Source organism: Pseudomonas sp. CVAP#3, assembly GCF_018986375.1.
Lineage (GTDB): Bacteria > Pseudomonadota > Gammaproteobacteria > Pseudomonadales > Pseudomonadaceae > Aquipseudomonas > Aquipseudomonas helvetica.
In genome coordinates, this window is the sequence record NZ_JAHMSC010000013.1 from 25,846 (window position 1) to 41,084 (window position 15,239).

The window sequence follows — 15,239 nt, forward strand, 5'->3', positions numbered from 1 at the left end:
CTGCGTAAACCTGTGTCCCGGAGAAAAATGGCAGGGAAGTGGCCAGCAGATGCTGACCCGAGCGGCAGGAACGCCGTCGCCGCAGAACAGCCTTTGGGCACTATCCTGCGGGGGCGGTATGCTAGCATATGCACCCCGCAAACACTCATTCCTGCGACGTGAAGCGTACTCAGGATGACCATGAATTGTTCGAGAGTTCTGTCGATGACCAATCCCGCCCTGATTGAAGAGCTGAAGACCCTGGTTGAGCCTGGCAAGGTGCTGACCGATGCCGACTCCCTGAATGCTTACGGTAAGGATTGGACCAAGCATTTCGCCCCGGCCCCGACGGCCATCGTGTTCCCCAAGACCACCGAGCAGGTCCAGGCCATCGTCCGTTGGGCGAATGAGCACAAGATTGCGCTGGTACCGTCTGGCGGACGCACCGGGCTGTCCGCTGCTGCCGTGGCAGCCAATGGCGAAGTGGTGGTTTCCTTCGACTATATGAACCAGATCCTCGACGTGAACCTGACCGACCGCACTGCGGTCTGCCAGCCGGGTGTCGTCACTGAACAACTGCAAAACCGCGCCGAAGAGCACGGCCTGTATTACCCGGTGGACTTCGCTTCCGCCGGTTCCAGCCAGATTGGCGGCAATATCGGCACCAATGCCGGCGGGATCAAGGTTATTCGTTACGGCATGACCCGTAACTGGGTTGCCGGCATGAAAGTCGTGACCGGTAAGGGCGACCTGCTGGAACTGAACCGCGACCTGATCAAGAACGCCACCGGTTACGACCTCCGCCAGCTGTTCATCGGCGCCGAAGGCACTTTGGGTTTCGTGGTCGAAGCGACCATGCGCCTTGATCGCGCCCCGAAAAACCTCACCGCGATGGTCCTTGGCACCGCCGATTTCGACTCGATCATGCCGGTGCTACACGCGTTCCAGAGCAAGCTCGACCTGACTGCGTTTGAATTCTTCTCCGACAAGGCACTGGCCAAAGTCTTGGCGCGCGGCGACGTACCGGCGCCGTTCGAATCCGATTGCCCGTTCTACGCGCTGCTGGAATTCGAAGCGACCACCGAAGAGGTGGCCAACCATGCGCTGGAAACCTTCGAACACTGCGTCGAGGAAGGCTGGGTGCTGGATGGCGTGATGAGCCAGAGCGAGTCGCAACTGCAAAACCTCTGGAAGCTGCGCGAATACATCTCCGAGACCATTTCCCACTGGACGCCGTACAAGAACGACATTTCGGTCACTGTGTCGAAAGTGCCGGCATTCCTGAAGGAAATCGACGCGATCGTCGGCGAACACTACCCGGATTTCGAAATTGTCTGGTTCGGCCACATCGGCGACGGCAACCTGCACTTGAACATCCTCAAGCCGGAAAACCTCAGCAAGGACGAGTTCTTCGCCAAGTGCGCGACCGTCAACAAGTGGGTATTCGAAACCGTCGAGAAGTACAACGGCTCGATTTCCGCCGAACACGGCGTGGGCATGACCAAGCGTGATTACTTGACCTACAGCCGTTCGCCGGTTGAGATCGAGTACATGAAAGCGCTCAAGGCGGTGTTTGACCCGAACGGCATCATGAACCCGGGCAAGATCTTCGCTGTTTGAAGTCGCTGTCTCTGATGAATCAATAAGGCAGGAGTCGGTAATGAGCTATCAGCACCAGTATGTCGACGGTACGCGTATTCATTTCCCGGTCGGGAAAGTGGTGTGCATCGGGCGTAACTACGCCGAACACGCCAAGGAACTGGATAACCCGGTACCGACCGAGCCGCTGCTGTTCATCAAGCCGGGCAGTTGCGTGGTCGCGCTGGAAGGTAGTTTTGCGATTCCGGCCGAGCGTGGCTCGGTCCACTACGAGGCAGAAATCGCCGTGTTGATCGGCAAGCCGTTGTCGACCAAGCCAAGCCGCGAAGAAGTGCTGGACGCGATCTCCGGGTTTGCGCCGGGGCTGGACCTGACCTTGCGCGACAAGCAGGCCGAGCTGAAATCCAAAGGCCTGCCATGGGAAATCTCCAAGTCGTTCGACGGCGCCTGCGTGCTGGCGCCATTCGTGGTCAGCAGCACCTTCCCTGACCTGACCGACATCGGTATCCGCCTGACCATCAACGGTGAAGTTCGCCAGGACGGCAACAGCAGCTTGATGCTCAACCCGATCGTGCCGATGATCCAGCACATGGCAGGTTGCTTCTCGCTGCAAGCCGGTGACGTGATCATGACCGGCACTCCGGTTGGCGTCGGTCCGTTGAATGTTGGTGATGAACTGGTACTGGAATTGCCGGGCGCCGGCAGCTTCAAGAGCAGTGTTCGCTAAACCGCAAAACCGAGTCCTGATCGTGCTCTTCGCTGCAGTCGTGGCGTTGGGCGCGGCCGGGCAGCATTATCGTTTGTTCGAGCGCAGCTGGTTCGACCTGCAAGCCTGGTTGCACCCGGCCGACGGCCAGTCCATGGCACTCAACGATTACCAGGTGGTTGTCGAGGCGAAGGTCATTGACGGGCTGAGTGCTGACGTTTCGGCGCTGACGTTTGATCCGGTGCGCCATAGCCTGTTCACCGTGACCAATAAAAACTCCGAGCTGCTCGAGCTGTCCCTCGACGGGCGAATCCTGCGCCGCGTGACGCTGATCGGGTTTGGCGACCCGGAAGCGGTGGAGTTCATCAGCGCTGATACCTATGTGATCGCCGATGAATATCAGCAGCGCCTGATCAAGATTCACCTGACGGATGAAACGGAGTTTCTCGACGCTGCGGATTCCGAGCAGATGACTCTTGGCGTGCACATGAGCAGTAATAAGGGCTTTGAAGGCCTGGCCTATGATTCGGTGGGCAAGCGGCTGTTCGTCGCCAAGGAACGCGACCCGATGCTGATCTACGAAGTGCAGGGCTTCCCGCATTACAACCCGGAGAAATCCTACGCGGTGCACGTGGTCAACAACCCCAGGCGCGATGCCGGCCTGTTCGTGCGCGACCTGTCGAGCCTGCAATATGACAAGCGCAGCGGCCATTTACTGGCGCTGTCGGATGAGTCGCATCTGGTGCTGGAGCTGGATATCGACGGTCGGCCGTTAAGCACGATGTCGCTGAACAATGGGCGTCAGGGTTTGCAAAAGACAGTGCCGCAAGCAGAAGGGATCGCCATGGACGACAGCGGCACGATGTACCTGGTCAGCGAGCCCAACCTGTTTTACGTCTTCAAGAAGCCCACGCTGCCATAACTCTGGAAGGCGCCGTTTTCATTGTGGCGAGGGGGCTTGCCCCCGTCGGCCGGTCCGCGCTCGGGTGGAGCAGTCGTAAATCCTGCGAAGGCGGTGTGCATGATGCAATGCGATTGCAGGTTTTGGGGCCGCTTCGCGGCCCAGCGGGGGCAAGCCCCCTCGCCACAAGAGCCCGCTCCCACAGGTTTTGTGTCTGCCTTACTTGGCGCGCAGGGTCTTCACGCCTTCGCTCGTGCCCAGCAGCAGCACGTCTGCCGGACGGGCGGCGAACAGGCCGTTGGTGACCACGCCGACGATGGCATTGATTTGAGTCTCGAGTTCGACCGGGTTGGTGATCTGCATGTTGAACACGTCGAGGATGATGTTGCCGTTGTCGGTCAACACACCTTCACGGTAAACCGGATCGCCGCCCAGTTTCACCAGCTCGCGGGCCACGTGGCTGCGGGCCATCGGGATCACTTCGACCGGCAGCGGGAAAGCGCCCAGCACCGGCACCAGTTTGCTGGCGTCGGCGATGCAGATGAAGGTCTTGGCCACAGCTGCAACGATCTTTTCGCGGGTCAGGGCTGCGCCGCCGCCCTTGATCAGGTTCAGGTGCTCGTCGCTTTCATCGGCGCCGTCGACGTAGAACTCCAGGTCGCTGACGGTGTTGAGCTCATACACCGGAATCCCGTGGCCCTTGAGGCGCGCGGCGGTGGCTTCGGAGCTGGCAACCGCGCCATCGAACGCGCCCTTGTGCAGGGCCAGTGCATCGATGAAGCAGTTGGCGGTGGAGCCGGTGCCGACCCCGACGATGCTCTTGTCGTCGAGTTTTGGAAGGATGAAATCGACGGCGGCTTGAGCCACTGCCTGTTTGAGTTGATCCTGGGTCATGCGGGCTCCGAAAGCGGGCAAGGGGAACTGAAGGCCGGCATTATAGGCTGCGGGGCAGGGAAGGTCATTGTCCGATTGGCCAATGAGTATGTATGGCATGCCGGGGAGGCTTCTGTGGCGAGGGAGCTTGCTCCCGCTCGGCTGCGCAGCAGTCGTAGAATCTGAGTCCCGATTTTTTCAGGTTCAACTACTCAACCTTGTTGCGACCGCTTCGCGCTCGAGCGGGAGCAAGCTCCCTCGCCACAAAAGCGCTGTAAAACCTCTGGATTCGTGTGGTCGCACGAGCAAAAGCCGGGTTAGACTCTTCGGTCCTGCCCAACCCGCTCAGTGATGCTTTCCGATGCTCGAACAGTACGTCAAAAAGATCCTCACCTCGCGCGTTTATGACGTTGCCGTAGAAACCCCATTGCAGACTGCTCGCCAGCTCTCCGAGCGGCTGGGCAACAAGATTTGGCTCAAGCGTGAAGACTTGCAGCCGGTGTTCTCGTTCAAGATTCGCGGCGCTTACAACAAGCTGACCCAATTGAGCGATGAAGAGCGCGCCCGTGGCGTGGTCACGGCTTCCGCGGGTAACCACGCGCAGGGCCTGGCACTGGCCGCCAAAGTGCTGGGCGTGAAAGCGACCATCGTCATGCCCAAGACCACCCCCGAGATCAAGGTCGAAGGTGTGCGTTCGCGCGGCGGCAAAGTGGTGCTGCACGGTGATTCCTTCCCGGAAGCCCTGGCCTACTCGCTGAAACTGGTCGACGAAAAGGGCTACGTCTACATCCACCCTTACGATGATCCGCACACGATTGCCGGGCAGGGCACCGTGGCGATGGAGATTCTGCGCCAGCACCCGGGCCCGATTGATGCGATTTTCGTCCCGGTGGGCGGTGGCGGCCTGATCGCCGGGATCGCCGCGTACGTGAAGTACCTGCGACCCGAGATCAAGATCATCGGCGTCGAGCCGGACGACTCCAACTGCCTGCAAGCGGCCATGGCGGCCGGTGAGCGCGTGGTACTGCCGACCGTTGGGCTCTTTGCCGATGGTGTGGCGGTGGCGCAGATCGGCCAGCACACCTTCGACATCTGTAAGGACTACGTCGACGAGGTGATCACCGTCAGCACTGACGAGATCTGTGCGGCAATCAAGGATATCTACGACGATACCCGCTCGATCACTGAGCCTGCCGGCGCCTTGGGCGTAGCGGGGATCAAGAAGTACGTCGAGTTGCGCGGTGTAACCGGGCAGACCCTGGTGGCCATCGACTCCGGCGCCAACGTCAACTTCGACCGCCTGCGCCACGTCGCCGAGCGCGCCGAGCTGGGTGAAGGTCGTGAAGCGATCATCGCCGTGACGATCCCGGAGAAACCGGGCAGCTTCAAGGCGTTCTGCGAAGCCATCGGCAAACGCCAGATCACCGAATTCAACTACCGCTACAACACCGGCAGCGAAGCGCACATCTTTGTCGGCGTGCAGACGCACCCGGAAAACGATCCACGTAGTGCGCTGCTCGCCAGTCTGACCGAGCAGGGCTTCCCGGTGCTCGACCTGACCGACAACGAACTGGCCAAGTTGCACATTCGCCACATGGTGGGCGGTCGTGCGGCGCATGTCGTCGACGAAGTGGTGTTGCGCTTCGAGTTCCCGGAGCGTCCGGGAGCGTTGTTCAACTTCCTCAACAAGCTCGGCGGGCGCTGGAACATCTCGATGTTCCACTACCGCAACCACGGCGCGGCCGATGGTCGGGTGGTCGCCGGTCTGCAAGTGCCGCATGAAGAGCGTCATCTGGTGCCGGCGGCGCTGGCAGAAATCGGTTACCCGTATTGGGATGAGAGCGACAACCCGGCGTATAAGCTGTTCCTCGGCTGAGCGTCTACGCTGATGGCCAGTCCATAAGGAAATCGAACAATGGAAACGTTAACCGCCCTGAAAATTGCGCATGTCCTGGCAACGGTGTTGTTGCTGGTCGGTGCGCTGGGCCTGGCGATCTGGGTCTGGCGCACGCGCCGTAACGGCGATGCGACGGCGCACGCGCGCACGTTGCAGCGGCCGTGGGTGTTTGTCTGGCTGGTGATGTGCCTGGCGTTGCTGAGCATGCCGTTCACCGGATGGTGGATGGTGCACCTGGTGGGCTGGCCGCTGGGGCAGATGTGGATTCTGGCGTCCAGCGTGACCTACACCGTCGGCGCGCTGGCGGTGTTCTGGCTGCTGGTGCGGCTTAACAAGCTGCGCGTGGCGCCGGGGGGCAATGGCAAGTTTACGTTTGCCTTGGCGTTGTTCAGCTTCGTTTGCTTTATCGCGATTGCCGGGTTGATGGGCGCTAAGCCGGTCTGACCTGATTCATGCGATCAACTGTGGCGAGGGAGCTTGCTCCCGCTGGAGCGCGAAGCGCTCCTGAATCCTGCTAAGACGTTTTGTCAGGTGGAGCGCGTCGGCCGGATTTGCGGCCGCTGCGCGACCGAGCGGGAGCAAGCTCCCTCGCCACAGATAAAGTCGGCGATTTCAGTCGCGCAACGACATTATCAGCCAGCCACGTTTCTGTGCCTCGGCGCGCAAATTCGGGTCCGGGTCCACGGCCACCGGATTTGCCACTTCCTCCAGCAATGCCAGGTCATTCATCGAATCACTATAAAAATAGCTGTCTTCGAGCGACATGCCGGTCTCTTCCAGCCAGCGATTCAAACGCGTCACCTTGCCTTCACGGAAGCATGGTACGTCTGTGCTGCGTCCGGTGTAGCGGCCGTTGACCATTTCGCATTCGGTGGCAATCAGGGTTTCGACGCCCAGACGCTGGGCAATTGGCCCGGTGACAAAGCGGTTGGTGGCGGTGATGATGACCAGTTGATCGCCGGCCTTGCGGTGTTTGTCCAGCAGTTCAAGGCCCTTGGGCAACACAAGCGGTTCGATGCAGTCGCGCATGTAGTCGCGGTGCCATTCGTCCAGCAGGGTCATCTCGGTACGACCGAGGATTTCCAGGCAAAAGTTCAGGTACTCGGCCTGGTCCAGCTTGCCGGCCAGGTAGTCCTGGTAGAACTCGTCGTTGCGCGTTTTGTAGGCGACGGCATCAAGGAAGCCGCGTTCGCACAGGTAATCGCCCCACGCGTGATCGCTGTCGCCGCCCAAAAGTGTGTTGTCCAAGTCGAATAAAGCCAGACGCATTTGCAGTTACTCGCTGAAAAGTCTGTAAAAAGGCCTCCAGAATACGGTCTTTTCACAAGAGTGCACATAACGTAGGAAGCTTCGTTGCCGCCTTCACAACCTTTGTGGAACAATGCGACGACATGCGTTTGCGAGGTTGTTGCCGTGATCGACCCCGATGGTTTCCGCCCCAATGTCGGGATCATTCTCACGAATGATGCCGGCCAGGTGCTATGGGCTCGCCGTATCAATCAAGATGCCTGGCAGTTTCCTCAAGGTGGTATCAACCCTCAGGAGACGCCGGAAGACGCCTTGTACCGCGAGTTGAACGAAGAAGTGGGGCTGGAGCGCGAAGATGTTGAAATTCTCGCCTGCACCCGGGGCTGGTTGCGCTATCGTTTGCCGCAACGCTTGGTCAGAACGCACAGCCAACCGCTGTGCATCGGCCAGAAACAGAAGTGGTTTCTCCTGCGCCTGATCTCTAACGAGCAGCGGGTGCGGATGGATTTGACCGGTAAACCGGAGTTCGATGGCTGGCGCTGGGTCAGTTATTGGTATCCGTTGGGCCAGGTGGTGACATTCAAGCGCGAGGTTTATCGCCGCGCTCTCAAAGAGCTTGCCCCGCGCCTTTTAGCGCGCGACTGACGACGGAGTTCGACCCCGAGCCATGCTCAATACGCTGCGCAAGATCGTCCAGGAAGTTAACTCCGCCAAGGATCTCAAGGCGGCGTTGGGGATTATTGTGTTGCGCGTCAAAGAGGCCATGGGCAGCCAGGTCTGCTCGGTCTACCTGCTCGACCCCGAAACCAACCGCTTCGTGCTGATGGCCACCGAGGGCTTGAACAAGCGCTCGATCGGCAAGGTCAGCATGGCACCCAACGAAGGTCTGGTTGGCCTGGTCGGCACGCGTGAAGAACCCCTCAACCTCGAAAACGCCGCGGATCACCCGCGCTATCGCTACTTCGCCGAAACCGGTGAAGAGCGTTATGCCTCGTTCCTCGGAGCTCCGATCATTCACCACCGCCGCGTTGTCGGCGTGTTGGTCATCCAGCAAAAAGAACGTCGCCAGTTCGACGAAGGTGAAGAAGCCTTCCTGGTGACCATGAGCGCCCAGCTTGCGGGCGTTATCGCCCACGCCGAGGCCACAGGTTCGATCCGTGGTCTGGGGCGTCAGGGCAAAGGCATTCAGGAAGCAAAGTTTGTCGGCGTACCCGGCTCGCCCGGTGCGGCGGTCGGTACCGCGGTGGTCATGCTGCCTCCGGCCGATCTGGACGTGGTGCCTGACAAGACCATCGCTGACATCGACGCTGAGCTGGGATTGTTCAAGACCGCCATCGAAGGCGTGCGCGCCGACATGCGCGCGCTGTCCGCCAAGCTTGCCACGCAATTGCGGCCGGAAGAGCGGGCGCTGTTCGACGTCTACCTGATGATGCTCGACGACGCTTCGCTGGGCAGTGAAGTGACCACCGTGATCAAGACCGGCCAATGGGCCCAGGGCGCACTGCGTCAGGTGGTCACCGATCACGTCAACCGTTTCGAATTGATGGACGACGCCTACCTGCGTGAGCGTGCCTCGGACGTCAAAGACCTTGGCCGACGCCTGCTGGCTTACTTGCAGGAAGAACGTCAGCAGACGCTGGTCTATCCCGACAACACCATTCTGATCAGCGAAGAACTGACGCCGGCGATGCTCGGCGAGGTGCCGGAAGGCAAGCTGGTGGGGCTGGTGTCGGTACTCGGTTCCGGCAACTCCCACGTGGCGATCCTGGCGCGAGCCATGGGTATCCCGACGGTGATGGGTCTGGTCGACCTGCCGTATTCCAAGGTCGACGGCATCCAGATGATCGTCGACGGCTACCACGGCGAGGTCTACACCAACCCGAGTGACGTGCTGCGCAAGCAGTTCGCCGACGTGGTCGAAGAAGAGAAGCAACTGGCGCTGGGGCTGGATGCACTGCGCGACTTGCCGTGCGTGACGATCGACGGTCACCGCATGCCGCTGTGGGTCAACACTGGCCTGCTGGCGGATGTGGCGCGAGCGCAGAAGCGCGGTGCCGAAGGCGTGGGTCTGTACCGCACCGAAGTGCCGTTCATGATCAATCAGCGCTTTCCGAGCGAAAAGGAGCAGCTGGCGATTTATCGCGAGCAACTCGCGGCCTTCCACCCGCAACCGGTGACCATGCGCAGCCTGGACATCGGCGGCGACAAGTCACTGTCGTACTTCCCGATCAAGGAAGACAACCCGTTCCTGGGCTGGCGCGGGATCCGCGTGACCCTCGACCACCCGGAAATCTTCCTGGTGCAGACCCGCGCGATGCTCAAGGCCAGCGAAGGCCTGAACAACCTGCGGATTCTGTTGCCGATGATCTCCGGCACTCATGAAGTGGAAGAAGCACAGCACCTTATTCACCGGGCCTGGGGTGAAGTTCGCGATGAAGGCTGCGACGTGCCGATGCCGCCGGTTGGCGTGATGATCGAGGTTCCGGCAGCGGTGTACCAGACCAGGGAACTGGCGCGGCAAGTGGACTTCCTGTCGGTGGGCTCCAACGACCTGACCCAATACCTGCTGGCCGTCGACCGTAACAACCCGCGGGTGGCCGACCTTTATGACTACCTGCACCCGGCGGTGCTGCAAGCGCTGCAAAACGTGGTGCGCGACGCGCATGCCGAAGGCAAACCCGTGAGTATCTGCGGCGAGATGGCCGGTGATCCGGCGGCGGCGGTGCTGTTGATGGCGATGGGTTTCGACAGCTTGTCGATGAACGCCACCAACTTGCCGAAAGTGAAGTGGATGCTGCGCCAGATCAACCTGAGCTGGGCCAGGGATCTGCTCGCCGAGCTGATGACCATCGACAACCCGCAGGTGATCCACAGCTCACTGCAACTGGCGCTGAAGAACCTCGGGTTGGCGCGGATGATCAATCCGGCGGCGATCAAGCCTCTCTGAGCCTGTGACAGTGGGCTTTTGTGGCGAGGGAGCTTGCTCCCGCTGGAGTGCGAAGCGCTCCTGAATCGGTCAGCGTGTTCTATCAGTCTGTGCGCGATGACGGTTTAACGACTGCTTCGCAGCCGAGCGGGAGCAAGCTCCCTCGCCACAGAGTATCGCGCCAGGGCTAAACCCTGATCTCAACTTCCCCAAGATGCCCGCCATACGGCCCGAAACTCCTTTCAACCATCAGCCGCGTCCCGTCCGCCCGCACTATCAGTGCGGTACTCGCCCGCGTGCCATACGTGGGGCTGGCAATAAACACGCTCGACAACAAACTCTCGGTCGCCAGCCCAACCCCGGTATCCGGCAAGTCGGCGAACGGCGCCGTTTGCGGGTCGCCTAAAAGGGCCAGCAAAGCCTGTGGCTGCGGATCAGCCAGTACTTCACTCAACGCCGCCTTGGCCTTGAGCACCTTCGGCCACGGCGTATCAAGTCCGGCATTCGACAGCCCATGGACCCCTGATTGCAGCTTGACCGGCCCAGGCTCGCGTGCGTTGTAGTGCCACAACTCATGACGATTACCGATCAGCAGGTTAAACCCGGCATATTCCAGCGATCTGTCGACAACGTCGGCCAAATATTCAGCAATGGGCAAATTGCCGGTCAGAAATCGCGCTACCAGCTCGCCTCGCGATTTGCGTGCTGGCGGTTGGTGCGGGTTGCGGATGTTGGTCAATGCCGCGAAACGCCCGTCGGCGCCAATACCCAGCCAGGCGCCGCCCGCTTCCAGGTCGCGCCCGGCGTACACCTCTGGCGTCTCGGGCCATTGCGCCAGCGGCAGGCTGGGGCGCGCATAAAACTCGTCGCGGTTAGCTGCAACGATCAGCGGCGTTGCGTGACCCGGCCGCCAGGCGAAGACGATCAAGCACATGGGGTTATCCCTCTTGGCTTTTTTTGCCCACTTTACGCATAGAGCTGGCGGGTATCCATCGCCATCCAGTGGAGCTTGAGGCCATGCATCCGTTACCATGCCGCACTTATTTCGGGGTGCAGTCATGGAATTTCCGCTCTATCTGCTGCTGGGTGCCTGTGCCGGCGTGCTGGCCGGGCTGTTTGGGGTGGGCGGCGGGATCATCATCGTCCCGGTACTGGTGTTCAGTTTCACCTTGCAAGGTTTTGATGTGTCGGTGCTGACTCACCTGGCCGTCGGCACGTCGTTGGCGACGATCATCTTCACGTCAGTCAATGCGGTGCGCGAACATCATCTGAAAGGCGCGGTGCGCTGGCCGATTTTTGTCTGGATGACCGTCGGGATTCTGATCGGCGCGGGTTTTGGCGCGCTGACGGCCGAAGCCATCTCGGGACCACATTTGCAGAAGATCATCGGCGTATTCGCGTTGGTCATTGCCTTGCAGCTGGCGCTGGAGGTCAAGCCCAAGGCCAGCCGAACGGTGCCTGGAAAATTCGGCCTGACCCTGGCCGGCAGTGTGATCGGCTGGGCTTCGGCGATTTTCGGGGTCGGTGGAGGTTCGCTGACGGTGCCGTTTCTGACCTGGCGCAGCGTGCCGATGCAGCAAGCCGTGGCCACCTCTTCGGCCTGCGGTCTGCCGATTGCGCTCGTCAGTGCATTAAGTTTCATGATTTTGGGCTGGCACGATCCACGCCTGCCGGCTCATAGTCTCGGGTTCATTTATCTACCGGCGCTGTTGGGCATTGCCCTGACCAGCATGGTCTTTGCCCGTATCGGTGCGCGATTGGCCCACAAGCTGTCACCGCGGTTGCTGAAAAGACTGTTTGCCGCGTTGCTGTTTTGCGTGGGTTTGAGCTTTTTGCTTTGAGCTCTTTTTGCCGGGAACAGCGACACAATCCTGGCTTAATCCCGGCGTGGCACGGTCGCGCCTGGAATATTACGTTTCAACTCTAACGAGGAGTCGCAATGCTGCCTTACCCGCAGATTGACCCGGTGGCCCTGGCCATCGGCCCGCTGAAAATCCACTGGTACGGCCTGATGTACCTGATCGGCATCGGCGGCGCCTGGATGCTGGCATCGCGTCGGCTGAACCGCTTCGACCCGACCTGGACCAAGGAGAAGCTCTCCGACATGATTTTCTGGATGTCGATGGGGGTGATTGTCGGTGGCAGGCTCGGGTATGTGCTGTTTTACGATCTGAGTGCTTACCTGGCCAACCCGACCTTGATTTTTGAAGTATGGAAGGGCGGCATGTCGTTCCATGGCGGGTTCATCGGCGTGATGCTGGCGGCCCTGTGGTTCGGCAGGAAGAATGGCAAGTCGTTCTTCCAGCTGATGGACTTCGTCGCACCGATGGTGCCGATCGGCCTGGGTGCCGGGCGTATCGGTAACTTCATCAACGCCGAGTTGTGGGGCAAGCCGACCGACCTGCCGTGGGCAATGATCTTTCCGCCGTTCAGCGACCCTGCACAGCTGCCGCGTCACCCGTCGCAGCTGTATCAGTTCGCGCTGGAAGGCGTGGCGCTGTTCCTGATCCTCTGGTTGTTCTCGCGCAAGCCGCGGCCGACCATGGCCGTGTCCGGGATGTTCACGCTGTTCTACGGTATTTTCCGTTTCATCGTCGAATTCGTCCGCGTGCCGGACGCGCAACTGGGCTATCTGGCCTGGAACTGGCTGACCATGGGCCAGGTCCTGTGCGTACCGATGATCCTTGCCGGTCTGTTCCTGATCTGGCTGGCTTATCACCGTGCTCCGGCGGCTCCGGTTGCCCCGACTGCTTAAGCTGTCGCGCTCTACATTCGAATCCCGGGGCTTTGGTCCCGGGTTCAAGGACACAGGTAACTCATGAAGCAATATCTCGATCTGGTCGCCCACGTCATCAAGAACGGCACCAAACAAGCCAACCGTACCGGCGTGAACACCATAAGCTTTCCGGGCGCGATGCTGCGCTATGACCTGAAAGAAGGTTTCCCGGCGATCACTACCCGCAAGATGGCGTTCAAATCGGCTATCGGCGAGATGGTCGGTTTCCTGCGGGGCGTGAACAACGCGGCTGAGTTCCGGGCATTGGGCTGCAAGGTCTGGGACCAGAATGCCAATGAAAACGCCCAGTGGCTGGCCAACCCGTTCCGTCAGGGCGAAGACGATCTGGGCGAGATCTACGGTGTGCAATGGCGCAAGTGGCCGGCGTACAAGCAGATCCCGGTCAGCAATCAGGCCGCTATCGAGCAGACGTTGAGCCAGGGTTATCGGCAGATCGCTGAAGGTGAAGAAGACGGCCAGGCCTATGTGGTGCTGTACAAGGCAATCGACCAGATTCGCCAGTGCGTCGACACCATCATCAAGGATCCGGGCAGCCGCCGTATCCTGTTCCACGGCTGGAACTGCGCCCAACTCGATGAAATGGCGCTGCCGCCGTGCCATCTGCTGTATCAGTTCCACCCGAATGTCGAGACCAAAGAGATTTCCCTGACGCTCTACATCCGCTCCAATGACCTGGGCCTGGGCACGCCGTTCAACCTCACCGAAGGTGCCGCGTTGCTGAGCCTGATCGGTCGCCTGACCGGTTACACGCCGCGCTGGTTCACCTATTTCATCGGTGACGCCCACGTCTACGAAAACCACCTGGACATGCTCAACGAACAGCTCAAGCGCGAGCCGTTCCCGATGCCAAAACTGGTGATTTCCGACCGCGTGCCGGCGTTCGCCAAGACCGGCGTGTACCAGCCGGAGTGGCTGGAACAGATCGAGCCGAGCGACTTCTCGCTGGAAGGTTACGAACACCACGCGCCAATGACCGCGCCAATGGCGGTCTAAAGACCTCCTGCACCGATCATTCCCACGCTCCGCGTGGGAATGCCTCAACGGACGCTCCGCGTTCGGCTCTTGGGACGCAGAGCGTCCCGGGCTGCATTCCCACGCAGGAGCGTGGGAACGATCATCGCCTCGATGTGGGAACGATCAAGCGTCAGCGCCGCGAATCTAAAAGCCTACATGTCAGAAAATTCATCTCCCGGGGAAAGGGCCGATAAACAGCGCCCTATAGGATGAGCTCCAGTCAGGCCAATACAGGGTCTGGCAGAACCCAACTACTGGAGAGTTCCCGATGAAATCCCTGAAAGCTTTTTTGGTCGTTTCCCTGATGTGCGCTTCTGTGGCTGCGATGGCTGAAGGTGGCGGCGACAAGGTTCAGGCCCGAATGGACGCCGCACGCGATGTGGCGATGGTTCACTATCAGCAATCTGAACATGCGCAGGCTGTAGCAAGCAGTCAGAAAGCCCAGTCCGACACTGTCGAACGCTCGAATTGACGGCGGCTTTAACCCAGTTGCTGATGCGCCGTGTGGCGGTAGAACTTGTGGCAAAACAGGTGTCAAACGCCTGAAGCCCGGATGGCGGGGTGCTCCGACTGTCCGGGCGATTGAAATTAGTAGGATAGGTACCGCTCAGCGTGTGATCGCGATGCGGGGGGTTCTGATGATCTGAATGGCGTCTATGTGTGGAAGAACTCAATCGCAGCCTGTTCCTGGCGATCAACGCCAGCGCGGATGCCTCCGCGCCAATGCGGTCTTTGGCGATGTTTCTGGCGCAGTGGCTAATCTACTGTGTGCCGCTTTTGCTGGCTGGGCTGTGGTTGCGAGGAACACGTCGGCAGCGGGCGGTAGCGCTCACCGCGACGCTGAGTATCGTCTTCGCGCTGGGCTGCAATCTGCTGATCAGCAACCTTTGGTTTCACCCACGTCCCTTCATGCTGGGGTTGGGGCAAAATTTCCTGGCGCATGCCGCTGAATCATCTTTTCCCAGCGACCACGCCACGGTGATGTTTGCGCTAGCCTTTGGGTTGATACTGGCCTCGCTGCGCAAGCTGGGCCTGCTGGTTTTACTGCTGGGGGCGTTGGTTGGCTGGGCGCGTGTCTACCTGGGCGTGCACTTTCCATTCGATATCGCCGGGTCGTTACTGGTTTCGCTGATCAGCGCCTGGCTGGTCAAGCAAATGCTGGACTGGAGACAACTGGGCGAGCGTCTGCTCGACGTTGTTGAGCGACTTTACCAGCGAATATTTCCGGCACTCGCTCGGCGCAATATGCACTGATAGGGTCTGGTCATCGCCTTCGATAGGGCCTTGGAGCACGACAGG

15 protein-coding genes are annotated in these 15,239 nt (G+C 60.2%); 12 read left to right on the forward strand and 3 right to left on the reverse strand.

From position 1 onward, the window contains the following. The first annotated feature begins 204 nt into the window (after positions 1-204). The 3 genes from KRR23_RS20430 to KRR23_RS20440 are packed head-to-tail and all read left to right on the forward strand — an operon-like array spanning position 205 to position 3,206. A complete protein-coding gene (locus KRR23_RS20430; RefSeq protein ID WP_216743977.1) occupies positions 205-1,599 on the forward strand; it encodes an FAD-binding oxidoreductase in 1,395 nt (464 codons plus the stop codon). Positions 1,600-1,639: 40 nt separating this feature from the next. Then, positions 1,640-2,305: a fumarylacetoacetate hydrolase family protein gene (locus KRR23_RS20435; RefSeq protein ID WP_216743978.1), complete on the forward strand. Its 666-nt coding sequence runs from the start codon at positions 1,640-1,642 to the stop codon at positions 2,303-2,305. After that, positions 2,250-3,206, forward strand: coding sequence for an SdiA-regulated domain-containing protein (locus KRR23_RS20440; RefSeq protein ID WP_216743979.1), 957 nt, complete (start codon positions 2,250-2,252; stop codon positions 3,204-3,206). The genes KRR23_RS20435 and KRR23_RS20440 overlap by 56 nt, the downstream gene beginning before the upstream one ends. A gap of 198 nt (positions 3,207-3,404) precedes the next feature. On the opposite strand, the gene rpiA is transcribed toward KRR23_RS20440, so the two are convergent. After that, positions 3,405-4,079: a ribose-5-phosphate isomerase RpiA gene (rpiA, locus tag KRR23_RS20445; protein WP_216743980.1), complete on the reverse strand. Its 675-nt coding sequence runs from the start codon at positions 4,077-4,079 to the stop codon at positions 3,405-3,407. 340 nt (positions 4,080-4,419) lie between these two features. On the opposite strand from rpiA, the gene ilvA reads away from it, so the two are divergent. Together ilvA and KRR23_RS20455 are read left to right on the forward strand one after the other, a co-directional pair. After that, a complete protein-coding gene (gene ilvA / locus KRR23_RS20450; protein WP_216743981.1) occupies positions 4,420-5,934 on the forward strand; it encodes a threonine ammonia-lyase, biosynthetic in 1,515 nt (504 codons plus the stop codon). A 39-nt stretch (positions 5,935-5,973) separates the two neighbouring features. After that, complete coding sequence (locus tag KRR23_RS20455) at positions 5,974-6,399, forward strand: DUF2269 family protein (protein ID WP_216743982.1); 426 nt, start codon at positions 5,974-5,976, stop codon at positions 6,397-6,399. A gap of 168 nt (positions 6,400-6,567) precedes the next feature. Here the strand turns inward: KRR23_RS20455 and KRR23_RS20460 are convergent, their stop codons facing one another. Beyond that, the gene (locus tag KRR23_RS20460; protein WP_216743983.1) at positions 6,568-7,224 is read right to left on the reverse strand and encodes an HAD family phosphatase; all 657 of its coding nucleotides are present in this window, start codon (positions 7,222-7,224) and stop codon (positions 6,568-6,570) included. A gap of 144 nt (positions 7,225-7,368) precedes the next feature. Between KRR23_RS20460 and KRR23_RS20465 the strand changes: the two genes are divergently transcribed. Next, the gene (locus tag KRR23_RS20465) at positions 7,369-7,848 is read left to right on the forward strand and encodes an RNA pyrophosphohydrolase (RefSeq protein ID WP_007897732.1); all 480 of its coding nucleotides are present in this window, start codon (positions 7,369-7,371) and stop codon (positions 7,846-7,848) included. Between the two features lie 22 nt (positions 7,849-7,870). Continuing rightward, a complete protein-coding gene (gene ptsP / locus KRR23_RS20470; RefSeq protein ID WP_216743984.1) occupies positions 7,871-10,150 on the forward strand; it encodes a phosphoenolpyruvate--protein phosphotransferase in 2,280 nt (759 codons plus the stop codon). A 166-nt stretch (positions 10,151-10,316) separates the two neighbouring features. On the opposite strand, the gene KRR23_RS20475 is transcribed toward ptsP, so the two are convergent. After that, positions 10,317-11,063, reverse strand: a complete 747-nt coding sequence (locus KRR23_RS20475; protein ID WP_216743985.1) for an NRDE family protein — start codon at positions 11,061-11,063, stop codon at positions 10,317-10,319. A gap of 124 nt (positions 11,064-11,187) precedes the next feature. Between KRR23_RS20475 and KRR23_RS20480 the strand changes: the two genes are divergently transcribed. The 5 genes from KRR23_RS20480 (at position 11,188) to KRR23_RS20500 (ending at position 15,194) form a co-directional block, all read left to right on the forward strand. Continuing rightward, on the forward strand, positions 11,188-11,970 hold the full coding sequence (locus tag KRR23_RS20480; RefSeq protein ID WP_054594512.1) for a sulfite exporter TauE/SafE family protein: 783 nt from the start codon (positions 11,188-11,190) through the stop codon (positions 11,968-11,970). 98 nt (positions 11,971-12,068) lie between these two features. Then, the gene (lgt, locus tag KRR23_RS20485; RefSeq protein ID WP_123581378.1) at positions 12,069-12,884 is read left to right on the forward strand and encodes a prolipoprotein diacylglyceryl transferase; all 816 of its coding nucleotides are present in this window, start codon (positions 12,069-12,071) and stop codon (positions 12,882-12,884) included. A gap of 63 nt (positions 12,885-12,947) precedes the next feature. Then, positions 12,948-13,919: a thymidylate synthase gene (locus tag KRR23_RS20490; RefSeq protein WP_216743986.1), complete on the forward strand. Its 972-nt coding sequence runs from the start codon at positions 12,948-12,950 to the stop codon at positions 13,917-13,919. 289 nt (positions 13,920-14,208) lie between these two features. Further along, positions 14,209-14,412 (forward strand): co-regulatory protein PtrA N-terminal domain-containing protein, encoded by a 204-nt coding sequence (locus KRR23_RS20495; RefSeq protein WP_019694124.1) that lies wholly within the window; start codon positions 14,209-14,211, stop codon positions 14,410-14,412. A 188-nt stretch (positions 14,413-14,600) separates the two neighbouring features. Next, positions 14,601-15,194, forward strand: coding sequence for an undecaprenyl-diphosphatase (locus tag KRR23_RS20500; protein WP_216743987.1), 594 nt, complete (start codon positions 14,601-14,603; stop codon positions 15,192-15,194). Positions 15,195-15,239 lie beyond the last annotated feature (45 nt).

Bases quoted from the DNA above. Each gene is read 5' to 3' on its own strand.
- KRR23_RS20430 (WP_216743977.1), top strand. From the start codon at position 205: ATGACCAATCCCGCCCTGATTGAAGAGCTGAAGACCCTGGTTGAGCCT.
- KRR23_RS20435 (WP_216743978.1), top strand. From the start codon at position 1,640: ATGAGCTATCAGCACCAGTATGTCGACGGTACGCGTATTCATTTCCCG.
- KRR23_RS20440 (WP_216743979.1), top strand. From the start codon at position 2,250: ATGAACTGGTACTGGAATTGCCGGGCGCCGGCAGCTTCAAGAGCAGTG.
- rpiA (WP_216743980.1), bottom strand. From the start codon at position 4,079: ATGACCCAGGATCAACTCAAACAGGCAGTGGCTCAAGCCGCCGTCGAT.
- ilvA (WP_216743981.1), top strand. From the start codon at position 4,420: ATGCTCGAACAGTACGTCAAAAAGATCCTCACCTCGCGCGTTTATGAC.
- KRR23_RS20455 (WP_216743982.1), top strand. From the start codon at position 5,974: ATGGAAACGTTAACCGCCCTGAAAATTGCGCATGTCCTGGCAACGGTG.
- KRR23_RS20460 (WP_216743983.1), bottom strand. From the start codon at position 7,224: ATGCGTCTGGCTTTATTCGACTTGGACAACACACTTTTGGGCGGCGAC.
- ptsP (WP_216743984.1), top strand. From the start codon at position 7,871: ATGCTCAATACGCTGCGCAAGATCGTCCAGGAAGTTAACTCCGCCAAG.
- KRR23_RS20475 (WP_216743985.1), bottom strand. From the start codon at position 11,063: ATGTGCTTGATCGTCTTCGCCTGGCGGCCGGGTCACGCAACGCCGCTG.
- KRR23_RS20480 (WP_054594512.1), top strand. From the start codon at position 11,188: ATGGAATTTCCGCTCTATCTGCTGCTGGGTGCCTGTGCCGGCGTGCTG.
- lgt (WP_123581378.1), top strand. From the start codon at position 12,069: ATGCTGCCTTACCCGCAGATTGACCCGGTGGCCCTGGCCATCGGCCCG.
- KRR23_RS20490 (WP_216743986.1), top strand. From the start codon at position 12,948: ATGAAGCAATATCTCGATCTGGTCGCCCACGTCATCAAGAACGGCACC.
- KRR23_RS20495 (WP_019694124.1), top strand. From the start codon at position 14,209: ATGAAATCCCTGAAAGCTTTTTTGGTCGTTTCCCTGATGTGCGCTTCT.